20 protein-coding genes are annotated in these 24140 nt (G+C 55.4%); 10 read left to right on the forward strand and 10 right to left on the reverse strand.

Annotation, left to right across the window (positions count from 1 at the left end):
* The first annotated feature begins 151 nt into the window (after positions 1-151).
* Positions 152-1459 carry a serine hydrolase domain-containing protein gene (locus tag NG653_RS01090; protein WP_252739806.1) on the forward strand — a complete coding sequence of 436 codons (1308 nt, stop codon included), beginning with the start codon at positions 152-154 and terminating at the stop codon, positions 1457-1459.
* A gap of 38 nt (positions 1460-1497) precedes the next feature.
* Here NG653_RS01090 and NG653_RS01095 read toward each other — a convergent pair whose 3' ends face one another.
* From NG653_RS01095 to NG653_RS01115, 5 genes are all read right to left on the reverse strand, one after another.
* Complete coding sequence (locus NG653_RS01095; protein ID WP_252739807.1) at positions 1498-2799, reverse strand: MFS transporter; 1302 nt, start codon at positions 2797-2799, stop codon at positions 1498-1500.
* 85 nt (positions 2800-2884) lie between these two features.
* On the reverse strand, positions 2885-4312 hold the full coding sequence (locus tag NG653_RS01100; RefSeq protein WP_252739808.1) for a M20 family peptidase: 1428 nt from the start codon (positions 4310-4312) through the stop codon (positions 2885-2887).
* Positions 4313-4365: 53 nt separating this feature from the next.
* The gene (locus tag NG653_RS01105) at positions 4366-5478 is read right to left on the reverse strand and encodes a pyridoxal phosphate-dependent aminotransferase (protein WP_252739809.1); all 1113 of its coding nucleotides are present in this window, start codon (positions 5476-5478) and stop codon (positions 4366-4368) included.
* Between the two features lie 94 nt (positions 5479-5572).
* On the reverse strand, positions 5573-5866 hold the full coding sequence (locus NG653_RS01110) for a hypothetical protein (RefSeq protein WP_252739810.1): 294 nt from the start codon (positions 5864-5866) through the stop codon (positions 5573-5575).
* Positions 5867-5882: 16 nt separating this feature from the next.
* Positions 5883-6326 carry a hypothetical protein gene (locus NG653_RS01115; protein ID WP_252739811.1) on the reverse strand — a complete coding sequence of 148 codons (444 nt, stop codon included), beginning with the start codon at positions 6324-6326 and terminating at the stop codon, positions 5883-5885.
* A 227-nt stretch (positions 6327-6553) separates the two neighbouring features.
* Here NG653_RS01115 and NG653_RS01120 point away from each other — a divergent pair, with 227 nt between their 5' ends.
* The 4 genes from NG653_RS01120 to NG653_RS01135 are packed head-to-tail and all read left to right on the forward strand — an operon-like array spanning position 6554 to position 10032.
* The gene (locus NG653_RS01120; protein ID WP_252739812.1) at positions 6554-7720 is read left to right on the forward strand and encodes an Nramp family divalent metal transporter; all 1167 of its coding nucleotides are present in this window, start codon (positions 6554-6556) and stop codon (positions 7718-7720) included.
* A gap of 8 nt (positions 7721-7728) precedes the next feature.
* Positions 7729-8466, forward strand: a complete 738-nt coding sequence (pxpA, locus tag NG653_RS01125; RefSeq protein ID WP_252739813.1) for a 5-oxoprolinase subunit PxpA — start codon at positions 7729-7731, stop codon at positions 8464-8466.
* Positions 8463-9200 carry a 5-oxoprolinase subunit PxpB gene (gene pxpB, locus NG653_RS01130; protein WP_252739814.1) on the forward strand — a complete coding sequence of 246 codons (738 nt, stop codon included), beginning with the start codon at positions 8463-8465 and terminating at the stop codon, positions 9198-9200. Before pxpA ends, pxpB begins: the two co-directional genes overlap by 4 nt.
* Complete coding sequence (locus NG653_RS01135) at positions 9193-10032, forward strand: 5-oxoprolinase subunit C family protein (protein ID WP_252739815.1); 840 nt, start codon at positions 9193-9195, stop codon at positions 10030-10032. The genes pxpB and NG653_RS01135 overlap by 8 nt, the downstream gene beginning before the upstream one ends.
* Before the next feature lies 1 nt (position 10033).
* Here NG653_RS01135 and NG653_RS01140 read toward each other — a convergent pair whose 3' ends face one another.
* A complete protein-coding gene (locus NG653_RS01140; protein WP_252739816.1) occupies positions 10034-10759 on the reverse strand; it encodes a nitroreductase family protein in 726 nt (241 codons plus the stop codon).
* Positions 10760-11043: 284 nt separating this feature from the next.
* On the opposite strand from NG653_RS01140, the gene ilvD reads away from it, so the two are divergent.
* The 5 genes from ilvD to NG653_RS01165 are packed head-to-tail and all read left to right on the forward strand — an operon-like array spanning position 11044 to position 18172.
* On the forward strand, positions 11044-12720 hold the full coding sequence (gene ilvD / locus NG653_RS01145; RefSeq protein WP_252739817.1) for a dihydroxy-acid dehydratase: 1677 nt from the start codon (positions 11044-11046) through the stop codon (positions 12718-12720).
* 22 nt (positions 12721-12742) lie between these two features.
* Positions 12743-14476 carry a biosynthetic-type acetolactate synthase large subunit gene (gene ilvB, locus NG653_RS01150; protein ID WP_252739818.1) on the forward strand — a complete coding sequence of 578 codons (1734 nt, stop codon included), beginning with the start codon at positions 12743-12745 and terminating at the stop codon, positions 14474-14476.
* 48 nt (positions 14477-14524) lie between these two features.
* The gene (gene ilvN, locus NG653_RS01155) at positions 14525-15064 is read left to right on the forward strand and encodes an acetolactate synthase small subunit (RefSeq protein WP_252739819.1); all 540 of its coding nucleotides are present in this window, start codon (positions 14525-14527) and stop codon (positions 15062-15064) included.
* A 23-nt stretch (positions 15065-15087) separates the two neighbouring features.
* Positions 15088-16563 (forward strand): ketol-acid reductoisomerase, encoded by a 1476-nt coding sequence (gene ilvC, locus NG653_RS01160; protein ID WP_252739820.1) that lies wholly within the window; start codon positions 15088-15090, stop codon positions 16561-16563.
* Between the two features lie 19 nt (positions 16564-16582).
* On the forward strand, positions 16583-18172 hold the full coding sequence (locus NG653_RS01165) for an NADP-dependent glyceraldehyde-3-phosphate dehydrogenase (protein ID WP_252739821.1): 1590 nt from the start codon (positions 16583-16585) through the stop codon (positions 18170-18172).
* Between the two features lie 5 nt (positions 18173-18177).
* Here NG653_RS01165 and NG653_RS01170 read toward each other — a convergent pair whose 3' ends face one another.
* The 4 genes from NG653_RS01170 to recG form a co-directional block, all read right to left on the reverse strand.
* A complete protein-coding gene (locus NG653_RS01170) occupies positions 18178-19698 on the reverse strand; it encodes a hydroxymethylglutaryl-CoA lyase-like TIM-barrel protein (RefSeq protein WP_252739822.1) in 1521 nt (506 codons plus the stop codon).
* Positions 19699-19731: 33 nt separating this feature from the next.
* On the reverse strand, positions 19732-20328 hold the full coding sequence (leuD, locus tag NG653_RS01175) for a 3-isopropylmalate dehydratase small subunit (protein ID WP_252739823.1): 597 nt from the start codon (positions 20326-20328) through the stop codon (positions 19732-19734).
* A gap of 19 nt (positions 20329-20347) precedes the next feature.
* Positions 20348-21757, reverse strand: coding sequence for a 3-isopropylmalate dehydratase large subunit (gene leuC, locus NG653_RS01180; protein WP_252739824.1), 1410 nt, complete (start codon positions 21755-21757; stop codon positions 20348-20350).
* Between the two features lie 225 nt (positions 21758-21982).
* Positions 21983-24088: an ATP-dependent DNA helicase RecG gene (gene recG, locus NG653_RS01185; RefSeq protein ID WP_252739825.1), complete on the reverse strand. Its 2106-nt coding sequence runs from the start codon at positions 24086-24088 to the stop codon at positions 21983-21985.
* Between the last annotated feature and the right edge of the window lie 52 nt (positions 24089-24140).

Consider the following 24140-nt stretch of genomic DNA (forward strand, 5'->3'; position numbering starts at 1 on the left):
AAAGGGGCACAGGAACAGGCACCCCGGGTTCATTTTAACACGTCCTGTCACGGTAAGGCATATAATAATTGTAGCTTTATGGTGTTATACAATGTAGTAATTCCCAAAACTTACCAGGTTGTCCGCATAGTGGGCAAGCCGTTCAAGACCTATGCAGCGTTTCAGGATATTCATTACCCTTACACTTCTGATTGCCGCGCTTTTTGCGCTAGCCCTGGGGACGAACCATGCGGTGTCACCCGAAGATTCGCCATGGGAAGTCGCAACAGACCAGCCCGGCAGGCAGGTCCGTGTACGGGAGGCATCCAAGACCGCCGCACTCAGGAAAGAAACCCTGCGCAAATCCCTGGAGGCCTATTTTGAAAAAGCCATTGCCACCGGCGATATCGTGGGCGCAGGGGTAAGCATTGTCAAAGAAGGGGAAATCCTGGTCTCCGATGGGTTTGGCAGGCGAAATGCCCGGAAGGCCGATCCAGTGGATGGAGAAACCATTTTCAGGCTCGGGTCCCTTTCAAAGGGGTTTACCGGGATTTTGGCAGCCAGCATAAAGTATGAAGGGGGCTTCGACTGGGAGGACAAGGTTACGGACTATATCCCCGGGTTCACATTGGGGGACCGGGGCAATAGCCATCGGATCACCCTGGCCCATCTGCTCTCGCATACCGCAGGCGCCCCGTACCATAGCTACACAAATCTGGTGGAGGCCGGCCTTTCGATAACGGAAATTGCCTCCCGGTTTAAGGAGGTCCAACCCATAAGTGCTCCCGGGGAACTGTACAGCTACCAGAATGCCCTGTTTGCATTATCGGGGGCGATTATCCAAAAGGTTTCCGGGCAAGATGTGGCCGAAGCGTTCAAAAGCAGGTTGTTTTACCCCCTGGAGATGTGCGCCACCAACATGGACCACGAGGCCCTGTTGGCGCAGGAGAATGTGGCCCTTCCCCATTACCGGAGCGGGCGCGGCTGGAAGCCCAAAAAACTGGTAGACAATTATTACAATGCCATTCCAGCCGGGGGTATTAATGCCAGCGCAGCCGATATGGCCCGGTGGATGCGGTTTTTACTCGGATATAATCCCGAGGTGATGCCGCGGAGGGCCATTGAGGAAGCTTTCACCCCTGTTGTTGAAATTCCCGGAAAGGGCAAATATTACCAACGCTGGCCCGGGCACCTATCTTCGCACTACGGTTTTGGCTGGAGGATCCACAAATTTAAGGAAGGGGCTTCAGAGCTGGAAAAAACGATCTGGCACCATGGGGGGAGCGTGAACAGTTTCAGAAATGAAATTGCGATTTTCCCGGAGGCCGACCTTGGGATCTGTGTGCTACTGAATTCGAATTCCAAACGCTCCACGACCGTCATTCCCGATTTATATGAGATTGTCGGGGAAATCTACTCCGAATCCCCAAAAGCCTTTAGTGAGCACCTTATGGCGGAGATCAGCACTTTGGATCCATAGGGAAAGCGGGCCGCGCGTACATTTTTTTCAATAAAAAGTCATCGCGGGCGGCCATAAAGCTTGAAGTACCGCCAGGCCGCAAGGCACCCGATGCAGGAAAAAGCGGCCAGCATCCAAAAAACATGCTGGTGACCAGTTTCGCCGGGGGATTGGTCCAGCAGGAACCCCATGGCTGGCCCGGCAAAGATATCCGGGGTATATCCGATCAGTGAAATCAGGCCAACCGCCGTACCGGTGAGGACCAGGGGGATCTTTCCCCGTTCCATCACGGCAAAGTACAGGGCGCGGGCCGCATAAACCCCCGTGGCCACGATAAGGATGGAAAGGAAGAACAGTACCGTAGCCGAATCCGTGATGATTCCCGTGGCAAAAAGCAGGGCCCCGAGGATGGAAACCAGAAAGCTCACTACCAGCCAGAAGGTGGTCCTTGAGCGATCGGCGACAACCCCGATCAAAACCCCCACCACGGGGCGCATGAAAAGCAGGAAGGTTCCCACCTGGGCCGACTGGACCTGGTCGTAGCGCATCACATCCTGGGCATAGAGCGAAAACACATCGGTGATTTTATAGCCCACATAAGCGCACAGGATTATGATCATCAGCAACCAAACCGCGGGCAAACGCGCAACATCCCTGATCTGCGCCATGCTGATGCGTTCCAGGATGATTTCCCGCTCCAGGTTGCGGTCCATTTTCATAAACAACCAGACCAACACGCCCACAAGGGCCACCAGGGCAGCGCTGACCAAAATCACATACCGGAAGGCCTCCCTGCGTTCCGCCACCAGGGTGGCTGTTGTTTCACTGCCCAGGAACCATGAGAAGACCAGGACTCCCAGGGTGCCAAAGAGTGCCCCCACCAGCCCGCGCCCACCATCCAAAAAGCCGAAGGCCTTTCCCTGGGATGTGGCGCCTCCCCATACCCGGGTGGCTTTGATCATAGGGGCCCAGAAAATGAAAATGGTCGTAAACCCCCAGTAGCCATAGAGCACTCTTAATACCGGATACGCCGGGAAGGTCGCATAGGCCAGTCCCCCCAGGGCGGTCATCCAAAGGGCTACTGCGATTAACTTCCTGGGGGGGTATTTGTCAGCCAGGGGTCCCCCGAAAAAATAAGAAACCAGGGCTACGACCCCATATACAGAAAAGCATAGGCCCAATTGGGTGTTGTCGAGCCCGAAAGTGTCCAGTACCGTTGGCCTGAAGACGCGCGAGAGCACAAAAGGCAGGATGAATGCCGATTCCCCGGCCAGGATAAGCAAAACCAGGAAGTACCAGGGGGGCTTGGCCGAGTGGCCGGGATGGGAAAGCGGTGGGGGGGAACCCTCAGGAGTCTTCATGGATTTATTCTTTCGGCCCTGAAATCCACAGGAAGCTACATCACGTGCCCAAAAAGGGGTGCCATTGCTCCCGGGCAGGCAAAGGTCAGCTGAATTTCCGGATCAGGTGATAGGTAAATTCAATAAGCTCCCTGTAGTTTTCCTTGCTGATTTTTTCGTCAATCCCATGAAAGCGGGTAAAGCTCTCCTGGTTGATCCGGATGGGGTAAAACCGGTACACTTCATCGGCCAGGTCATAGAAGTAGCGCGCATCGGTGCCGCCCCCAACCAGCCCGGGAACCACGATGGCATCGGGGAAGACAGACCGGATGGTAAGTTCAAGGTTTTTGAAGGCTTCGGAATCGATCCCGGAAACCTGTGAAGGATTGGCCAGGAACCCGACGGGTTCCACCTGTATTTTGCTGCCTACCGTGGCCTGGATATGTTCCTGAACAGATTCAATCGTTTCCCCTGGCAGGATCCGGAAATTGATCGTGGCTTCTGCCATCGTAGGGATCACATTATTCTTCACCCCCCCTTCGATAATGGTGGGGGCGGTAGTGGTGTGTGCATTCAGGGCTTCCAATATGGGCTTTTTAAAGAGCCAAGGATTCGCAAAGGCCATTTTTTTGAAAAAGGGGAGTTCCGCCCCCATATACTCAAACTGGTAGTTGATGGGCTCCACCAGCTTATAGGGAAGCTGGTTGTTTTCCAAATCCACAATCGCCCGGGCGAGCATGCCAATTGTATTTTCTTTGGGCGGCTGGGAACTGTGCCCTCCGTTGGTGCGAACGATCAGCCGGAAAGAGGCAAACCCTTTTTCCGCCAGGTTCACCATGGCCACGGGTTTCTCAATGCCAGGAATCATCCCCTCAGCCAGGAATCCACCTTCATCCAAAGCCATTGCGGCATCTACCCCTTTGGCCTTTAGATGGGCTGCAATCGCCCCCGCCCCATTGCTGCCCCCTACTTCTTCATCATGGCCAAAGGCCAGATACAGCGTCCGGGTCGGGGTATGGTTTTCCCGGAGGAGCATTTCCACACTCTCCAGCACGGCCATTAAAGACCCCTTGTCATCCAGGGTGCCACGCCCTATAATGTGGGTATCGGTAATTTTACCTTCGAAAGGGCCCGCCTCCCATTCCGCCAGGGTGGGCCCGTCTACCGGGACCACATCCTGGTGCGACATCAGGATGACGGGCTTTTGGGAAGCATCCGTCCCGTTCCATGTATACAACAGGCTGTATTCATTGATTTTTTCAAGGGTGAGTTTCTCATGCACCAGGGGGAAGGTCTTCCGGAGGAACTCATGGAACCCATGGAAAGCAGCAGAATCGGGGATGGCGTCTTCACTTATGGATACGGTTGGAAACTGAATAGCCCCCGAAAGGTTTTCATAGACCCTATCGGGGATTGACACAGCCTGCAAGGTTTCCGGTTCCACCTGACGGGAAAACAGGGTAAGGGTGTTGAACACCAGGATGCCTGCAACAACAACAGCCACGAGCAACAGGGCAGAAAGGATTTTTTTCATAGGGAATCGGTCGTGTGAAGGGAAATGTTCCCTGCTACTTCTGTGATAACAATTTAGGCCAGTACTTTTTTCAGGGCGCCGGTAAAGGCCTGTACTTCTTCGAGAGTACCGGTGCTGATACGGGCCCAATCGAGCAGGGGAGGGAAGGGGCGGCCAATCTGAACCCCTTCGGCACCCATCCTTTCCAGCAGGGTGCCTATAGGCATCCCGCTTTTGAAGAACACAAAATTGGTGTGCGAGCGGAGATAGGGAATGCCCATGGCATCCAGTTCGTTATATATCCACTGTTTGCATTTTTCATTCTGGGTAAGGCTGAACTTGTAAAAATCGGTGTCTTTAAGGGCTTCCCGGGCGGCGAGGATGGCCAGGACGTTGGTGTTGGCCATCAGGGCTTCCCGCAGGCGCAGGGCGATATCGGGTCTGGCGATAAGATATCCGATGCGCATCCCGGCCAGGCCGTAAACTTTGGAAAAGGTTTTGGACACAATCACATTGTAGCCCTGCCGCACCAGGCCCACCATAGAGGGGTAATCGGGTTCCGTGATGTAATCATAATACGCCTCATCGCTGAAAACCACAGCCCGGGAGGCCGTGGAAGCGCAAAAATCTTTCAACTGCCCGGGGTCCAGCAGGGTACCGGAAGGGTTATTGGGATTGCAAAGGAAAACCAGGCGGGTCTTACCGGTGATCCTTTGTTCCATAGCGTTTAAATCATGGGAAAGTCCTTCGTCGAGGGGGACCCTGTGTACATACCCGCCAAAATATTCCGCATAACTCAAAAGGGCCTGAAACGTCGGGTCGGCAGCGATTATTTCCCCGCCCCCGAGGCCATAGACCAGGCCTGCCGCATTAAGGCCTTCCGTGGACCCTCCGGTTATTACCACGTGGTCTTCCGGGACCTCCTCTTTCCTGGCAATATCGCTCACCAGGGCTTTGATGTACTGGAAAGGGTACCGACACCCGAGGTGAAAGTTTTCCTGGAGGACCCTGCGGACGCTTTCAGAGGGCCCAAACGGGTTCTCATTTGAATTTAGCTTTACGGGGCCTTCGGCGAGGGGCCTTTTGGGCGCTGCCATTTGTGCCAGGCCGGGCATACCGCCCATTAACGTAAAGCCGCCCCCAAGGGCGATGGTTTTCAGCCAGTGGCGTCGGTCAGTAGTGTTCATAATCCGTGTCCTTTGGCTCAAAAGGTACGAATTAATCTCATATCAGAAGGCTATCCGGAAAATGTCAGGGGGAGGTCACGCGGTATGTTGCCCTTCAGCCATAGGCCGTATTGCTGACCAGGATCGCGATCACCAGAACAGCCATGGCCAGGTTAACCGTCAGGGCAATGACCTTCCGTTCGGTCAGGGGCTCGTGAATGCCCTTTAAAACATAATAGGTGCCGGCCAACCCAAGCATCCCGGAAAGCACTATGGGCAGGCCCAAAAGCCACCGGTAGAGAAAGGGTCCCAGGTTCAGAAGGGCCATTGCCCCGGACAATGCCAGGAGCAGTAAAATCCAGCGGCACAACTGGTACGAGCGATTGGTATATTCAAGTTCAGCAGCCATAGGTATTGTTTTGGGGTCAGACCACCTTAATGTTGGCTTTCAACCCTTCCATGATTCCCAGGACGTTGACCACGGTCTCCCGAAGGTGGTTGCGGATCAAAAAATGCGGGATCCGGATGGTGGTAAACCCGTTTCGGAACGAATGCATGGTCTGTTCGAGTTCGTGCATGGCCTGTTCATGGGTCATGGCTTCTAGCCCCCGGTCTATTTCAATGTTGAGTTTCACCCTGGAAAGGGCGAGGTCCACAGTTTTTTTACCATCCCACCAGGCCAGCATGGGTCGTATCCCTGCTTCCCTGAGTCCATAGTAAAGCATTACGGCTTCGGCGGGGATTTGTCCCTTGCGGATGAGGAGTTCCAGGCGGCTTCGGTGCGCGGCACACAATTCAGCCTGAAAAAGGTCCATCGACGCGCGATGGTCAAGGTAACTGAGTTTTTTATTGCACTCCAGGCATGTCATAGTCCGGGTAAGAATTTAGGTTTCGGGAAAAATAATAACCGTACAGCCCGTATTTTATTTTGAAGTTTTCGACGTATGGCACCCTCAGCGGTCAGGAAACCCGATATTTTAGATGAAATGCCTTCCTGTGATCGCGAAGGGCGCCTTCACAAAAGCAGCCGGAATGCGTATCTTTACCCTTCACCGATTACGCTGGGATATCCATGTTCAAAAAAACAGGACCGGGGATGCTCATAGCAGCGGCCTTCGTAGGCCCCGGTACGGTCACCACCTGTATCAGGGCCGGGGTAGACTGGCGGTACGGGTTGTTGTGGGCGCTGCTGCTTTCCGTCTTTGCCACCTGGGTGCTTCAGGAAATGGCAGGAAGGCTGGGGCTGACCACCGGGGATGGAATCCCGGGGGTCATCAGGCAGAGCCTCCCGAACCGCTGGCTGAAGGCTGCAATGCTGGGGGTAATCCTCTCGGCTATTGTGGTGGGAAATGCCGCCTATGAAGCGGGGAATATTTCCGGGGCCGTCCTGGGCTTGCAGGGCCTTACGGGCCATGACGGACAGGGCCTTTACCCGTGGCTTTCGGGCCTGCTGGCCTTCGGACTGCTTTGGTACGGGAATTCGCGCCTGCTGGAACGGGTCTTTACGATCCTTGTACTCCTGATGAGCCTTTCCTTCCTGGTAACGGCCATACTGACCCGACCGGATCTGACCGAACTGCTGAGCGGCCTCTTCCTGCCGCGGGCGGACTCAGGGAACCTCCTGACCGTGGTGGCCCTAATTGGCACCACGGTAGTCCCGTACAACTTGTTTCTTTATACCTCCCTGGTGAGTGAAAAATGGAAATCAACCCGGGAGATGGGTACCATGCGACGCGATATCCTCCTTTCCGTTGCAGCCGGGGGGCTGGTCTCGATGGCGATAGTGGTAACGGCAGCCGGGAGCGGAGCTCCCGGGGTCCAAACCCTGGAAGACCTCTCCAGGGGACTCGAACCCCTTTACGGGGCCACAGCGCGCTTTGGCCTCGGCATCGGCCTTTTTGCGGCGGGGATTACCTCTGCCATAACGGCCCCCCTGGCGGCTGCCTATGTCGCACGTCAGTGTTTCGGATGGCCCGAAGGCAGGAAGCAGGCCCGGTTCCGGGCCGTCTGGATTTTCGTCCTGCTGAGCGGCATCCTGGCGCTCAGCTGGGATTTCAGACCCCTCGAGGTAATCTTTTTTGCGCAGGTTGCCAACGGAATCCTGTTGCCCGTTATCGCTATTTTCCTTTGGTGGGCCGTAAACCGGGTGGTCCTTATGGGGGACCTGAGGAACAACCTCCTGCAAAATGCCGCGGCCCTGGCCATCCTGGTGCTCGTAACGGGACTCGGCATCTGGAGCATCCTTAAAATCATACTCTTTTAAGCCCGATCATGACAACCATTGACCTGAATTGTGACGTAGGGGAGGGGGTGGGAAATGAACCCCTCCTGTTTCCCCTGATATCTTCCTGCAACATCGCCTGCGGGGGTCATGCCGGGGACCATCGCAGTATGAAAGATACGGCGCGCCTGGCCCTTGCCCACGGGGTCCGGATCGGGGCCCATCCGTCTTATCCCGACCGGGAGCATTTTGGGCGGCGTTCCGTGAAAATGGCCGACATCGAGTTTCGGGAAAGCATCCGGGCGCAGGTAGCTTCCCTGGCGGATGTCCTTGGGACCCTGAATACCCGACTACACCACATTAAGGCCCACGGCGCCCTGTATAACGACCTGGCCCCGGGGGGAAGCCTGGCCGAAAGCTATCTGGAGGCCCTGGAGGGGTACAGGGAAAAGGCCATTCTCTTTGTGCCCTGTAACGCCACCCTGGCTACCCTGGCCCGGGGCCATGGGTTCCGGGTGTGGGAAGAAGCCTTTCTCGACCGCGCCTACGAGGCCGATGGGAGCCTGGTGGCCCGAAATAGGGAAGGGGCTGTGCTCGGCGACCCCCGGCAAATATTTTCCCGGTTGAAGGAGATGGCGGGCAACCACCGGGTTCTCTGCGCAGATGGTTCGTATATCTCCCTGCAGGCCGACACCTATTGCCTTCATGGCGATACCCCGAATGCCGTTGAAATCCTTACCTTTCTCGCAAATAACCTGCCCGATGCAGAAATAATGGTCAGCAGATGAGCGAGGCTCCCTTCCATATCAAACCCTTTGGCCGTGAGGCCCTTTTGCTGGAATGGCCGGCAGGGGTGTCCGAAGAAACCCTTATGGATGTCCTTGGGTTTATGCGCTATCTGCGCGACAACCACCTGCCTGAATCCGAATGGGAATTCATACCGGTGTATCATTCCCTTACCCTGATAAGCTATGGGAAGGAAAAGGACCTAGAAAGGGTAACCCGAAATCTGCCGGCCTGGTACCATGACTATCCAGGTCCGGGTACCCTATCTGCGCGGTGCTGGGAACTCCCCGTTTGCTATGATCCCCCTTTTGCCCCCGACCTGGAAGAAGTTGCCCGCATCCTCAATACCACGGAACCGGACCTTGTACGCAGCCATACAGCCCAGCCTTACCGCGTTTTCGGCATTGGCTTCCTCCCCGGGTTCCTCTACCTTGGGGGCGTCCCGGAAACCCTGAGGCTCCCGAGGCGCGACCACCCCCGCCTGCGGGTACCGGCCGGCGCGGTGGGGCTGGCCGACCGCCAAACCGGGATTTACCCGCAGGAATCCCCGGGGGGTTGGCACCTTATTGGAAATTGCCCGGTTCCCCTCTTTAATCCGGAGGCGCAGCCCCCGTGTTTTATCTCCCCGGGGGACCAGGTGCGTTTCCGGGCGGTTAGCCCTGCGGAATATGAACTGCACAAAATAGAGGGAGAAATAGGGATTTACAATTTCAGGGAAGGGGAGGGAAATGCTTAAGATCATACAACCCGGATTCTATACCACCCTCCAGGACCTGGGGCGCTACCACTATCGGCAATACGGGGTTCCGGTATCGGGTGCCATGGACCAGGGCGCATTGCGGAGGGCTAATGCCCTGTTGGAGAATGAACCCGGAGCTGCTGCACTTGAAGTGACCATGAAAGGGCCGGAAGTGGAATTTACCACCCCTACCTTCCTGGTAGTTAGTGGCGCCCACCTCGAAGCCGAATTAAACGGGGAGCCTGTGGAAATGAACCGGGTTTACCAGGTCCCTGCCGGTTCCCATCTGAAATGCGGCCCGGTACTGCGCGGCCTCAGGGCGTACCTGGCCGTAAAAGGGGGGTTCCTCCCCGAAGTGAGGTTGGGGAGCCGGTCTTACTTTCCTCCGGTGACCCGACATAAATTCCTGGCCAGGGATTCGGAGCTTCCCTATGCTCCCTGTGAAGATTTTACGCCCAGGCTGCTCAAGTTGAATGCTGCGGATTCTTATGGGCAAAAGGAGGTGCGGGTCTGGCCGGGTCCGGAATTTGACCTGTTGAACCCCTCCCAGAAGGCCTGCTTATTCGAAACGGAATACCACCTGGCCAAAGAACACGACCGGATGGCCTGCCAGCTCGGACCGGCCATGGAGGGGATAGGCACCAGCATGATTACTTCAGCCACCTTACCGGGGACCGTACAACTGACCCCTGCAGGCAAACTACTGGTGTTGCTGAGGGATGGGCAGACTACGGGCGGGTATCCTCGGATTCTGCAACTCGATCCCGATTCCCTCGACCTGATGGGGCAAAAGAAATCAGGCGATGCGATACGGTTCCTCTGGGCCTGATTCAGACCTGTCGGTAGACTTCCCCGAAAGGGAGGCGGAATCGGGGGCCATACACCCCATTTTCTTCGCGGATCCCGCAACCGATTACCATGTTGATTTCGGCCCCGGACGGAAGGTCAAGAAGCTTCCGCAGACGCAGGGAATCAAAGCCTTCCATCGGGCAGGTGTCGAACCCAACGGCAGCCATGGAAATCATGAAGTTTTCGGCTGCCAGGGCTGCGCTTTTATGGGCGACGATCCTCAGGTCTGAAAGGCGTACCTGCCTGTAAACCGGCCTAAAGAGCCCCAACAGGCTGAAAAAAAGGTACCGGATCGCCCCAAGGATCCCGAAAAATTCCAGGTATAGCGTCGGGATGAGCTTGCGGTAATAATTCAGGGCGAAGGCTTTACGGCGTGGAGACGCCTCTGACGCCGCGCTTTCAAATTGTGTTTTCAGGAATTCCAGGTTTGCCCCAGCCCTGCGCCTCCAGAGATCCCTGCGGCACACCACCACTACGATTTGCCGGGCGGTTTTGGCGGCGTTTTGGTTAAAGCAGCATGAAGCCACGGATTTAAGCGTTTCAGTGGAGGTAATATGAACAAATTCCCATAATTGCAGGTTGCTGCTGTTGGGGGCCAGGACGGCATTCTCGAGGCACCTGCGCACCACGGCAGCATCAATGGGGTCTTCCCGGTACACCCGAACCGACCTGCGGTAGGCAATCGCTTCACTGACTGTTTTTTCCATTAGGGGTATTTTTGGACTTGCAAGATACATAACCGGCAACACTTCCCGTCAATGCCCCCCGGGGCGGTTCGGACAAGCGGAAATAAGGTGCGATACGCCCGGCAAAGTCTTGAATTGGATATGGTATTTTTAATGAGGCATGTGGCTGAATTACAGACAGATAGTCTTTTTTGCCTTTAAATGACCCTCTTTTCAGGCTACTGATCGAAAACCCTCCCCCTGCCAAAGCCTTATCTTTGGTAGCATCCAAACTAAAACGAATCCAGAAAAAGACCCTTAATCGAATGCCTCTTAACAAGTATAGTAAAGCCATTACCCAGGACCCCACCCAACCGGCTGCACAGGCCATGCTTTATGCCATCGGGATGTCGGAGGAAGATTTTGACAAACCCCTGGTGGGCGTCGCCAGCACAGGGTATGAAGGGAACCCCTGTAACATGCACCTGAATGACCTGGCTAAATTCGTCAAGCAGGGTACCCTGGAGGAAGGCCTGGTAGGCCTTATTTTTAATACTATAGGCGTCAGTGACGGAATTTCCATGGGGACCAGCGGAATGCGGTACTCCCTGCCATCAAGGGATGTTATTGCCGATTCCATGGAAACTGTGGTGCAGGCCATGAATTACGATGGGCTGGTAACCGTGGTGGGCTGTGATAAAAATATGCCGGGCGCCCTGATGGCCATGATCCGGCTGAACAGGCCGTCTGTAATGCTCTACGGGGGCACCATTGCCTCCGGGTGCCTTAAGGACCAAAAACTCGATGTGGTTTCCGCCTTTGAAGCCTGGGGTCAGAAAGTGGCGGGCAGCATCGATGAAAAGCAGTTCAGGGATGTCATCCGAAACGCCTGCCCCGGGGCAGGTGCCTGCGGGGGGATGTATACGGCCAATACTATGGCTTCTTCCATAGAAGCCCTGGGGATGTCGCTCCCGTACAGTTCCTCGAACCCGGCGGTGGGCCCGGAAAAGCAGGCTGATGCCATCGCAGCCGGAAAGGCCCTGCGCAACCTTCTGGAACTGGACCTGAAACCCCTGGATATCATCACCCGCAAATCCCTGGAAAATGCAGTGCGCCTGATCGTGCTCCTGGGAGGTTCCACCAATGCAGTACTCCATTTTCTCGCCATTGCCCGCACCGCGGGAATCGAATTTACCCTCGATGACTTCCAGCGAATCAGCGACAAGACCCCTTTCCTGGCCGATTTAAAACCCAGCGGGAAATACCTCATGGAGGACGTCCACAGGGTAGGGGGCATCCCGGCGGTGCTGAAATTCATGCTGGAACACGACATGCTCCACGGCGATTGCATGACGGTAACCGGCAAGACCCTGGAAGAAAATCTGAAATCGGTGCCTGGCCTGGCCAGTGGGCAAAAGGTGATCCACCCGTTGGATGCCCCCATTAAACCCACGGGCCACCTGAGGATCCTGTATGGAAACCTGGCTTCAGAAGGTGCAGTGGCCAAAATCACCGGGAAGGAAGGCCTGAGGTTCGAAGGACCTGCCCGAGTCTTTGAAAGTGAATTCGACGCCAACACCGGTATCGGGGAAGGAAAAGTGCGGCCCGGCGAGGTGGTGGTCATACGCTATGAAGGCCCGAAAGGCGGGCCCGGTATGCCGGAAATGTTGAAACCCACCAGCGCCATTATGGGGGCTGGCCTGGGCAAGGAGGTTGCCCTGATCACCGATGGCCGGTTTTCCGGCGGTACCCATGGCTTTGTAGTGGGCCATGTGACCCCTGAGGCCCAGGATGGGGGCGTTATTGCCCTGGTACAGGACGGGGATATTATCACCATCGATGCAGAAAAAAACACCCTTTCGGTAGCGCTTTCCCCCGAAGCGCTGCAACAACGCAGGGAAAAATGGAATCCTCCGGCCCTGAAAGTCGGGCGGGGCTCCCTCTATAAATATGCCAAAACCGTCTCTTCCGCTTCACAGGGATGTGTTACGGATGAATTTTAAGCAACAAGCAAGGCAGTCAGTCATGGAACATGTAAAAACCAAAGAACAAGGACAGGTCGCTGCATCCCCTATGCGGATCAGTGGGGCCGAGGCCATAATCCAATGCCTCCTCGCAGAAGGGGTTGACCTGATTTACGGGTACCCGGGAGGAGCCATAATGCCTGTTTATGATGAACTCTATAAGTTTCAGGACCGCCTGCGCCACGTGCTGACCCGCCATGAACAGGCCGCTGCCCATGCTGCCCAGGGCTATGCCCGGGTCAGTGGCAGGGTAGGGGTGGCCATGGCAACCTCCGGGCCGGGGGCGACAAACCTGGTCACTGGCCTGGCCGATGCCCAGATCGATTCTACCCCGGTGGTCTGCATTACGGGACAGGTCTCTCGGCACCTGCTCGGTTCGGATGCCTTTCAGGAAACAGACATCATTGGGATCTCCACCCCAATCACGAAGTGGAATTACCAGATAACCAAAGCTTCGGAAATCCCCGAAATCATGGCCAAGGCCTTTTTTATTGCCCGTTCGGGCAGGCCCGGCCCCGTTTTGGTTGACATTACGAAAAACGCCCAGTTCGATGAGCTGGATTTCCAGTACCAACCCTGCAGGGGGGTCCGGAGCTATAACCCGGTGCCGAAGCCTGATATGGAAGCGATCAGGGCGGCTGCCACCCTGATCAACCAGGCCAAAAAGCCTTATATCGTGTACGGCCAGGGGGTGATCCTGGGGAAGGCTGAGGCAGAATTGAAGGCCCTGGTGGAAAAAGCCGGGATCCCTGCGGCATGGACCATCCTTGGGCTTTCCGCCATGGATTCGGACCACCCACTGAATGTGGGCATGGTGGGCATGCATGGAAACTACGGGCCCAATGTGCTGACCAATGAATGCGATGTCCTTGTCGCCATCGGGATGCGATTTGACGACCGGGTAACCGGCAACCTCGAAACCTATGCCAAACAGGCAAAGGTCATCCACTTTGAAATAGATCCCGCAGAGGTAAACAAAAATGTACATGCCGACGTGGCCGTCCTGGGGAATGCCCGGGAAACGCTCGGCCTGCTGCTGCCCCTGATCCGGGAAAACTCCCACGAAGAATGGGTGGGGGAGTTCCACAAAAAATACCAGGAAGAATACCAGGCGGTTATTGAAGGGGATATCCATCCGACAAAGCCCGGGCTGACCATGGGCGAAGTGGTAACCGAAATCAACCGGGCCACAGGTCACCGCGCCGTGATCGTAACGGACGTGGGGCAGCACCAGATGGTGACCTGCCGGTATGCCAAATTCCGGGACACCAAAAGTAATATCACCTCAGGAGGCCTGGGAACAATGGGCTTTGCCCTTCCTGCGGCCATAGGCGCTAAAATGGGGGCCATGGACCGCGAAGTGGTGGCGGTGATCGGAGATGGCGGCTACCAGATGACCATTCAGGAACTGGCCACTATTTTCCAGAATAAATTACCCGTGAAAATCGTGGTATTGAACAACGACTTCCTGGGGATGGTGCGCCAGTGGCAGGAGCTCTTCTTTGATAGCCGCTATGCGTCTACCGTAATGGTGAACCCTGATTTTGTAAAAATCGCAGAGGGGTATTACCTGAAAGCCCGTCGGGTCGATAAGCGGGAAGAACTGGCTGAAGCCGTGCAGGAGATGATTTCCTCTAAGGAAGCGTATTTCCTGGAGGTACGGGTGGAAAAGGAAGACAACGTGTTTCCCATGATTCCCTCGGGGGCTTCCGTATCTGACATCCGCCTGAAATAAATAGATTCAAAACCCGGTTCAAGCGGGAAACTAATACCAGTTTGAGGTATGGAAAATAAATTGTTTACCATCTCGGTGTATTCCGAAAATAATGTGGGGCTGCTGAACCGCATCTCGGGAATATTCCTGAAGCGACACATCAATATAGAGAGCTTAAATGTTTCTAAATCAGAAATTGAAGGGGTTTCAAAATTCACTATAGTGGTTAACACTACGGAATCATGGACCCGAAAGATCGTCACGCAGATTGAAAAACAGATCGAGGTGATCAAGGCATTTTACCATACCGATGAGGAGACCATCTTCCAGGAAACAGCACTGTTCAAGATCGCTTCCCACCTGCTTTTTGACGAGCGCCAGATTCAGAACATCATCAAAGAAAGCCATAGTCAGATCGTTACCGTGAGCAGGGAGTTTTTCGTACTGGCCAAAACCGGGCGCCGCCACGAAATCGACGAAATGTACCACGAATTGGAACCCTTCGGGATTATGCAATTTGTGCGTTCCGGAAGGATCGCCGTGAGCAAGGCAGAGATGCAGATCACCCCCCTGCTGGCGAAGTTCCAGCACTCAGAAACTGAAAACTAACCTTAATATAAAAGATTCAGAACATGGCAAATTACTTCAACACCCTTTCCTTACGGGAAAAACTGGAGCAGCTCGGCAAGTGCCGTTTTATGGAGGCTTCGGAATTTTCAGACGGGGTATCCGCATTGAAGGGCAAGAAGATCGTGATTATTGGTTGTGGGGCCCAGGGCCTGAACCAGGGGTTGAATATGAGGGATTCAGGCCTGGATATTTCCTATGCCCTTCGGCCTGAGGCGATAAGTGGGAAAAGGGCCTCCTTTATGAATGCCACTGAAAACGGTTTCGAGGTGGGTACCTATGAAACCCTGGTTCCCCGGGCTGACCTGGTGATTAACCTCACTCCCGACAAACAGCATACCGCTGTGGTCGGTGCGGTAATGCCCCTTATGAAGAAAGGGGCGACCCTTTCCTATTCCCATGGTTTCAATATCGTGGAAGAGGGGACTCAAATCCGCAAAGACCTGACCGTAATTATGGTGGCTCCCAAAAGCCCCGGGTCTGAAGTACGGGAGGAATATAAGCGGGGCTTCGGTGTGCCGACCCTGATTGCCGTACACCCCGAAAACGACCCTGAGGGCAAGGGCCTTGCCCTCGCGAAGGCGTACGCAGCCGCCACCGGCGGGCACCGGGCCGGGGTGCTGGAGTCATCCTTTGTTGCCGAAGTAAAGTCGGACCTGATGGGGGAGCAAACCATCCTCTGCGGCCTGCTCCAAACGGGTTCCATATTGTGTTTCGATAAGATGTTGGAGGAGGGCATAACCCCCGGATATGCCGCAAAATTGATCCAGTACGGGTGGGAGGCCATCACGGAGGGCCTGAAATACGGGGGGATCACCAATATGATGGACCGCCTGTCAAACCCGGCTAAAATAAAGGCCTTTGAACTTTCGGAGCAGCTCAAGGACCTGATGCGCCCGCTTTTCAGAAAGCATATGGACGACATCATGAGCGGACATTTTTCAGGCACCATGATGGAAGACTGGGCCAACGGGGATGCCGACCTGTTGCGCTGGAGGGCTGCCACCGCCGAAACCCGGTTTGAAAAGACAGAGGCCAGCCCCGACCCGATCAGCGAACAGGAATACTATGACCGCGGGGTGCTGCTGGTTGCTTTTGTCAGGGCCGGGGTGGAACTCGCCTACGAGTCCATGACCGAATCGGGGATTATCGGGGAGTCGGCTTATTACGAGTCCCTCCACGAAACACCCCTGATCGCCAATACGATTGCCCGGAAAAAGCTTTATGAGATGAACCGGGTCATTTCCGACACAGCAGAATATGGTTGCTACCTTTTCGACCACGCCTGTAAACCCCTGCTGGCCGGATTTATGAAAGAAGTCAGCTCAGAGGTCATCGGCAAGGTCTACGGGGAGGGCCGGGGCACCGGGGTGGACAATGCCCGCCTGATAGCGGTAAACAATGCTATCCGGAACCATCCGGTAGAAACCGTCGGGGCCCGCCTCAGGGCATCCATGACCGCCATGAAACCCATACTCTAGTTTTAAAGCGAAGCAAAGCATGAAGAACCTTCCCCCTGTCCCCGAGAAATACCAGTTGCCCGAGCCTGTTGCACAGCGTCATTATTTGGTTGGGGGAACCCTCAAATCCTGGGGGGGACCGGTTACCGAAGTCTATTCCTCCATTTCCACAACTCCGTCGTACCAGCCCACCCTGTTGGGGAGTATCCCCGATATGGGGGAAGAAGCGGCCCATGAAGCCCTTGAGGCTGCCCTGAACGCCTACGACAAGGGAAAAGGGGTATGGCCCACGATGAAGGTCAGGGACCGGATCGCCTGTATGGAAAAATTCCTGAAACAGATGATTACCCAAAGGGAACCGGTGGTACGCCTGCTGATGTGGGAAATCGGGAAGTCCCTGCCGGATTCCGAGAAGGAGTTTGACCGCACCGTGGAATACATCCGCGATACCCTGGAGGAATACAAGCAACTCGACCGCGATTGCGCCCGGTTTAAAAAAGCGGAAGGGGTGTATGCCCATATCCGCCGGGGGCCCCTTGGGGTGGTGCTTTGCCTTGGGCCTTACAATTACCCGCTGAACGAGACGTTTGCCCTGCTGATCCCGGCTATTATCATGGGGAATACCACCATCTTCAAGCCCGCCAAACACGGGGTTTTACTGATTACCCCCTTGTTGGAAGCTTTCCGCAACAGCTTTCCCAAAGGGGTGGTAAACATTTTATTCGGACGGGGGAGGGCCGTGGCCGGGCCGATTATGAAAACCGGAAAAGTAGACGTCCTGGCCCTTATTGGCAACAGCCTTTCCGCCAATGCGTTGCAGGAACAGCACCCGAAGAGCAACCGGTTGCGGTTGGTCCTGGGCCTGGAGGCAAAGAACCCGGCCATTATTATGCCCGATGCAGACCTTGACCTGACCCTTCAGGAGTGCCTTGCCGGGACACTTTCCTTCAATGGCCAGCGGTGTACCGCCCTGAAGATCGTCTACGTCCATGAAGACGTGCGGGAGAAATTCCTATCAGCCTTCAGCGAAGCTGTGGACGCTCTTAAATTCGGCAATCCCTGGGACGAGGGGGTAAAACTAACCCCCCTGCCGGAACCCGGAAAGCCCGACTATATCCAGGAGCTCATAGATGATGCCCTTGCCAGGGGGGCGAAGATCATGAACGCAAAAGGAGGGCAACGCACCGAGAATTTTATTTGGCCGGCCGTGCTATACCCGGTCACCCGTGACATGCGCGTCTACCAGGAAGAACAGTTCGGGCCGGTAATCCCGGTCGTGTCTTTCCGTGAAATCGACGAACCCCTCGATGATATGGCGTCCAGCAATTACGGGCAGCAGGTAAGCCTTTTTGGGAAAGATGTGTACACCCTGGCCCCCCTTATCGATACCCTGGCCAACCTCGTTTGCCGCGTAAACCTGAACAGCTCCTGTCAGCGCGGCCCCGACGTCTATCCCTTTACGGGGCGCAAAGATTCTGCCCAGTCCACCCTGAGCGTACACGACGCCCTGCGGTCATTTTCCATCAGGACCTTTGTCGCCTTTAAGGACAACCCACTGAACACGGAAACCGTCGAAAAACTCCTGGAAACCAAGCTTTCCAACTTCATCAGCACCGATTACCTGTTGTAGGGAACCTAAGCGGTAATATTCAACATTTTCTCGGTGGCCTTGATGGCAGATACGGTCTGGTCGGAATCCAGCCCGCGGGTAATGAATTCCTTTTCCCCGCTGCGCCAGGTAATCAGGGTTTCACACAAGGCATCAGAACTCGAACCCGGGGGAATGCGCACTGCGTAATCCACCAGGGAAGGCAGGGGCTTTTTGAGGTGTTGGTATACCCGCCTGAGCGCATTCATAAAGGCATCGAACTGCCCGTCGCCCCGCGCATTCTCCTCATAATGCTTTCCATCGATCTCCAGGGCCACCGTTGTGGAAGGTTGCAGGCCCTTGGCATGGGTAAGCACATAAGAACGGATGAAGACCTTTTGGGGAAAGGCCCCGCTGCCAAGCACGTCAGAGATGATATAAGGAAGGTCTTCCCGGGTCACTTTTTCCTTTTTATCGCCCAGTTCGATGATGCGCGCCGTGACTTTTTTCAGTTCCTCCTCAGTAAGGGTCAGTCCCAGTTCCTGGAGGTTTTTCTGGATGTTGGCCTTGCCTGAAGTCTTACCCAGGGCATACTTGCGTTTGCGCCCGAACCTTTCGGGGAGCAAATCGTTAAAATAGAGGTTCTTTTTGTTGTCCCCGTCGGCATGGATCCCGGCGGTTTGGGTGAAGACGTTGTCGCCCACAATCGGTTTGTTCGCGGGGATCCCGATACCCGTAAAGGTCGATACCAGTTTGCTCACCTGATACAAAGCGGCCTCCCTGACCCCGATTTCCACCTCGGGAAGGAAATCGTTGATCACAGCCACCACACTGGCCAGGGGGGCATTCCCTGCCCGTTCTCCCATGCCGTTGACCGTAAGGTGTAAGCCGTCTACCCCGGCGCGCACCGCCTCAAGCACGTTGGCCACGCTCAGGTCGTAATCGTTATGCCCGTGGAAATCGAGATGCGCCAGGGGATAGCGGGTCCTGATTTCTGAAAGGAAACGGCCCGTTTCCGAGGGGGTAAGGATTCCCAGGGTATCGGGAAGCAGGATGCGTTTCACCGGCATGCCCTGAAGGAATTCGAGGAATTCATAAACATATTCCCTGGAATTCCGCATCCCGTTGCTCCAGTCTTCAAGGTATACGTTCGATTCCATCCCGGCCTTTGCTGCCATCCGGAGCACGGCTTCCACCTCACGGAAATGGGCATCAGGCGTTTTTTTGAGCTGGTGGGTCAAATGGTTCAGGGAACCCTTTGTGAGCAGGTTTTGCACCCGGGCGCCGGTAGCCTCCATCCATTCCAGGGAAGCCCCTCCGTCGACAAAGCTGAGGACCTCTACCCGGGAAAGAAGCCCGGCTTCGGAGGCCCATTGGGTAATCTGGCGCACGGAATCGAATTCCCCTTCCGACACCCGTGCAGAAGCCACTTCGATCCGGTCCACCTGCAGTTCCTCAAGGAGCAACCTGGCCAGGGTCAGTTTTTCAGGACCGGTAAAGGTTACCCCCGAGGTTTGTTCCCCATCCCTGAGGGTGGTATCCATGATTTCTATGCGCCTGCGTTCCATGGGCTTGTGATTGGGGGATACGGTGCAGGCACCTTAATGGGGTAGGCGTGTGGCAAAGGTTTCAATTTCGGCTTTCATATTGAGCAGGTAATCGATGTCGTCGAAGCCGTTCAGCATATTTTGCTTTTTGTACCCGTTGATCTCAAAGGATTCGGAAAGGCCGGAATCCGTAAGGGTAATGCGCTGGTTAGGCAGGTCTACTTCCAGCACGGCCCCAGGGTCGGCTTCAATCGCCTGGAAAATGTTCTCCAAAAAACCGGCACTGACCTGTACGGGCAAAACCCCGATATTCAGGCAATTGTTTCGAAAAATATCCGCAAAAAAACTGGAGACCACACACCGGAAACCATAATCGTATATGGCCCAGGCGGCATGTTCGCGGGAAGACCCTGACCCGAAATTCTTGCCGCCCACCAAAATTTGCCCCTGGTAGCGCGGGTTGTTTAAAACAAAGTGTTCCTTCGGGCTACCGTCGGGGTTATACCTCCAGTCGCGAAAGAGGTTTTCCCCAAACCCCTCCCTTTCAGTGGCCTTGAGGAACCTCGCCGGGATAATCTGGTCGGTATCCACGTTTTCAATCGGAAGCGGGACGGCAGTGCTTTTCAGCACGGTAAATTTATCGTAAGCCATTTCTTTGACATTTCTTGAGTTAAACCAATTCGGAGACCAGGAGCTCCCTGGGGTCGGTAACTTTTCCGGTAACTGCGGCAGCCGCGGCCACCAGGGGACTGGCCAGGAGGGTACGGGCGCCCGGGCCCTGCCGTCCTTCAAAATTTCGGTTCGAAGTGCTTACGGCGTACTTCCCTGCCGGGATCTTGTCATCATTCATGGCCAGACAGGCGGAACACCCCGGTTCCCGGAGTTCAAACCCCGCCTTTTCCAGGATATCGAGAATTCCTTCCTCCCGGATGGCCGCTTCAACCTTGTGCGACCCGGGGACCAGCCAGGCCGTTACATGGGGGGCCTTTTTCCTCCCCTTGACTACCCTGGCGAAAGCGCGGAAGTCTTCAATCCTCCCATTGGTGCAGCTTCCCAAAAAAACAAAATCGATCTTTTTCCCCAGCATGGCTTCCCCTTCCTGGAAATCCATATACGCCAGGGATTTTTTGTACGTGGCCACCCCGCCCTCCAGGCTTTCTGCCCTGGGGATAGCCCCGGAAATTCCCATCCCCATCCCGGGGTTTGTCCCGTAGGTGATCATCGGTTCAATTTCGTCCCCGTCAAACGACACCTCCCGGTCAAAAGTGGCCCCCGGTTCCGAATGAAGGGTTTTCCAGTAGGCCATCGCCCGGTCCCATGCGGCCCCTTTCGGCGCATATTCCCGGCCCTTAACATAATCAAACGTCTTGTCATCAGGGGCGATCATCCCGCCGCGGGCACCCATTTCAATGCTCAGGTTGCACACCGTCATCCGCCCTTCCATCGACATGTTCCGGAAGACCTCCCCGGCGTATTCCACGAAATACCCAGTAGCCCCGGAGGTCGACAGGCGCGAGATGATAAAAAGCGCCACATCCTTTGGGGTGACCCCTTCGCTAAGGACGCCGTCTATGGTGATCCGCATGCTTTTGGGCTTCGGCTGCATAATGCATTGGGTGGCAAGCACCATTTCCACCTCCGAGGTCCCGATGCCAAAGGCTATGGCTCCAAAGGCGCCATGGGTGGAGGTATGGGAATCGCCGCATACAATGGTGGCCCCGGGCACCGTAATCCCATTTTCGGGCCCGATCACATGCACAATGCCGTTTTTCTCATGGCCAAGCCCCCAGTAGGGGATGCCATGGCGGTGTGCATTCTCTTCCAGGGCCTTCAACTGGTTGGCCGAAAGGGGGTCCTTAACGGGAAGGTGCTGGTTGCGGGTGGGGGTATTGTGGTCCGCCGTGGCAAAGGTTCTCTCGGGATAAAGTACGGGGATTCCGCGGTTCTTCAACCCCAGGAATGCAACCGGACTGGTGACCTCATGAACCAGATGGCGGTCTATGAACAATACGTCGGGGCCGTTCTCAATCCGGTGTACGACATGGGAATCCCAGACTTTGTCAAACAGGGTTTTGCTCATGGCATGGTATGCTTTAAGGATTTCAGATTCTCAGGCGGTAAAAATAGGGACACGCTGGCTTTGAGGAAATGCAAGCCATTCAAAATTACGATGTCCAAAGGGGGTGCATCCAGGGGGTGATGCCCACCGGCACCCCGATTTCCTGTTCAAATATCCCGGAGAATCCCTTTGGAAACAGTGAGTGTACGCGTATTACATACAATACAGGCAGAAAGCCCCGGGCTTTTAGCTGATGTAATCCCAGATCGTCCTGAAGACGTCCATCCGTGCCATTTTCTCGCGCACCATGCGGTGTTCCTCCAATTCCAGGCCCGGGTCTTTCCTAAGCAATTGCTGGGCGTAAAAGCGCGCCGACCTCAGGATATCCTGGTCTTTGACCACATCGGCTATTTTCAGGGCCAACAATCCGCTTTGCTGGGTCCCCATGAGGTCCCCGGGGCCCCTGAGCCTCAGGTCCGCCTCGGCGATCTCAAACCCGTCATTGGTGTCCACCATCGTTTGCAGGCGGGTTTTCGCTTCCCCGGAAAGCTTGTTGCCGCTCATCAGGATGCAATAGCTCTGGTCGGCCCCGCGGCCCACCCGCCCCCTGAGTTGATGGAGCTGCGACAGCCCGAAACGTTCGGCACTCTCGATGACCATCACCGTGGCGTTGGGCACATTTACCCCCACCTCGATCACTGTGGTGGCCACCATGATCTGGGTTTGTCCCCCGACAAAGCGCTGCATTTCGAAATCTTTGGCCTCGGGCTTCATTTTCCCATGTACAATTGAAACCTGGTACCGGGGGGCAGGGAATTCCCGGGTAATGCTCTCATAGCCGTCCATCAGGTCTTTGTAGTCCAAAGCTTCAGATTCCTGTATCAGGGGGTAGACCACATAAACCTGCCGTCCAAGGGCAATTTGTTCCCTCAGGAAGCCAAACACCCTCAGGCGGTCAGCATCCGTACGGTGAAGGGTACGTATGGGCTTTCTACCGGGGGGGAGTTCGTCGATGACGCTTACGTCGAGGTCGCCATACAGGCTCATGGCCAGGGTTCGGGGAATGGGGGTGGCAGTCATCACCAGCACATGAGGCGGGGTCTGGTTTTTTTTCCACATCCGGGCCCGCTGGGCAACCCCGAAACGGTGCTGCTCGTCGATAATCGCCAGGCCGAGGTTGGCAAAACGCACCTTGTCTTCCAGTACGGCATGGGTTCCCACCAGGACGGGAAGCTCCCCGGAGCGCAGTTTTTCATACACAGGGGCGCGCTGCCTGGCCTTTACCGACCCGGTGAGCAGGGCTACTTCCAACCCCATGGGTTCCAGTAACTCCCGCACCGATTGAAAGTGTTGTTGGGCCAGGATTTCGGTAGGGGCAATCAGGCAGGCCTGGTATCCGTTATCGATAGCCAGCAGGATAGCCATAACAGCCACAATGGTCTTGCCGGAGCCCACATCCCCCTGGAGCAGGCGGTTCATCTGGGCGTAACTGCCCAGGTCGGCGCGTATTTCCCTGAGCACCCGTTTCTGGGCCTGGGTAAGCTCAAAAGGGAGGTGGTGCTGGTAAAACCCGGTAAAGGCTTCCCCTACCTTTTCGAAGGGAAGGCCCTTGATCCTGCTTTTTCGTTGCATCTTCTTGGTAAGAAGCGCCAACTGGATGTAAAAAAGCTCTTCAAACTTCAGGCGGAATTGCGCCCTGGCCAGTTGCTCGGTCGAATCGGGGAAGTGTGCCTGCAACAGTGCCTCTTTTTTGATTGGAAGATGAAGTTCCTCCCGCAGGCCGGCCGGCAGGGTTTCCGGAATGACTTCCCCGACCTCCGACAGCAATTGTTGCATCCATTGGGCCACAACCCGGTTGGTGACGCCCTGCTGTCCAAGTTTTTCCGTGGAGGGATAAACGGGCTGCATGGCAATCCTTCTCTGTTGCCGGAACACCTCTACCGGGGTAATTTCAGGGTGTGGCATGGAAAACCGGCCATTAAACCAGTTTACCCGGCCGAAAATAACATAAGGCGCGTTCAGCTTGAGGCGATCCCTGAACCATTGGTGGCTTCTGAACCAGACCAGCTCCATTTCCCCGGTATCGTCCACAAAGGTTGCCACCAGGCGCTTCCCCCTTTTCTGTTCCACGGTCTTCAGGTGGATGATCTTGCCCACCACCTGAACGTCCGCGCTGTTTCGCTGCAATTCCCGGATTTTATGAAACCGCGTTTTGTCAATATACCGGTTGGGGAAAAGGTAGAGCAGGTCCTGATAGGTCTCAATCCCCAGTTCACGGCCCAAAAGCGAAGCCCTTCCGGGACCCACGCCTTTCAGATACGTCACAGGGGTATGGAGCGGGTTGGGATGCATCGGTCTAAATTAAGCCTTCCGGTATAGAAGTGCAACCCGGCAAAATGCTAAA

The sequence above is a fragment of the Robiginitalea marina genome (genome assembly GCF_024006985.1).
Lineage (GTDB): Bacteria > Bacteroidota > Bacteroidia > Flavobacteriales > Flavobacteriaceae > Robiginitalea > Robiginitalea marina.

Bases quoted from the DNA above. Each gene is read 5' to 3' on its own strand.
- recG (WP_252739825.1), bottom strand. From the start codon at position 24,088: ATGCATCCCAACCCGCTCCATACCCCTGTGACGTATCTGAAAGGCGTG.
- NG653_RS01105 (WP_252739809.1), bottom strand. From the start codon at position 5,478: ATGAACACTACTGACCGACGCCACTGGCTGAAAACCATCGCCCTTGGG.
- leuD (WP_252739823.1), bottom strand. From the start codon at position 20,328: ATGGCTTACGATAAATTTACCGTGCTGAAAAGCACTGCCGTCCCGCTT.
- ilvN (WP_252739819.1), top strand. From the start codon at position 14,525: ATGGAAAATAAATTGTTTACCATCTCGGTGTATTCCGAAAATAATGTG.
- ilvD (WP_252739817.1), top strand. From the start codon at position 11,044: ATGCCTCTTAACAAGTATAGTAAAGCCATTACCCAGGACCCCACCCAA.
- NG653_RS01165 (WP_252739821.1), top strand. From the start codon at position 16,583: ATGAAGAACCTTCCCCCTGTCCCCGAGAAATACCAGTTGCCCGAGCCT.
- NG653_RS01090 (WP_252739806.1), top strand. From the start codon at position 152: ATGCAGCGTTTCAGGATATTCATTACCCTTACACTTCTGATTGCCGCG.
- pxpA (WP_252739813.1), top strand. From the start codon at position 7,729: ATGACAACCATTGACCTGAATTGTGACGTAGGGGAGGGGGTGGGAAAT.
- NG653_RS01115 (WP_252739811.1), bottom strand. From the start codon at position 6,326: ATGACATGCCTGGAGTGCAATAAAAAACTCAGTTACCTTGACCATCGC.
- NG653_RS01095 (WP_252739807.1), bottom strand. From the start codon at position 2,799: ATGAAGACTCCTGAGGGTTCCCCCCCACCGCTTTCCCATCCCGGCCAC.
- leuC (WP_252739824.1), bottom strand. From the start codon at position 21,757: ATGAGCAAAACCCTGTTTGACAAAGTCTGGGATTCCCATGTCGTACAC.
- NG653_RS01135 (WP_252739815.1), top strand. From the start codon at position 9,193: ATGCTTAAGATCATACAACCCGGATTCTATACCACCCTCCAGGACCTG.
- NG653_RS01120 (WP_252739812.1), top strand. From the start codon at position 6,554: ATGCTCATAGCAGCGGCCTTCGTAGGCCCCGGTACGGTCACCACCTGT.
- NG653_RS01140 (WP_252739816.1), bottom strand. From the start codon at position 10,759: ATGGAAAAAACAGTCAGTGAAGCGATTGCCTACCGCAGGTCGGTTCGG.
- NG653_RS01100 (WP_252739808.1), bottom strand. From the start codon at position 4,312: ATGAAAAAAATCCTTTCTGCCCTGTTGCTCGTGGCTGTTGTTGTTGCA.
- ilvC (WP_252739820.1), top strand. From the start codon at position 15,088: ATGGCAAATTACTTCAACACCCTTTCCTTACGGGAAAAACTGGAGCAG.
- NG653_RS01110 (WP_252739810.1), bottom strand. From the start codon at position 5,866: ATGGCTGCTGAACTTGAATATACCAATCGCTCGTACCAGTTGTGCCGC.
- pxpB (WP_252739814.1), top strand. From the start codon at position 8,463: ATGAGCGAGGCTCCCTTCCATATCAAACCCTTTGGCCGTGAGGCCCTT.
- ilvB (WP_252739818.1), top strand. From the start codon at position 12,743: ATGGAACATGTAAAAACCAAAGAACAAGGACAGGTCGCTGCATCCCCT.
- NG653_RS01170 (WP_252739822.1), bottom strand. From the start codon at position 19,698: ATGGAACGCAGGCGCATAGAAATCATGGATACCACCCTCAGGGATGGG.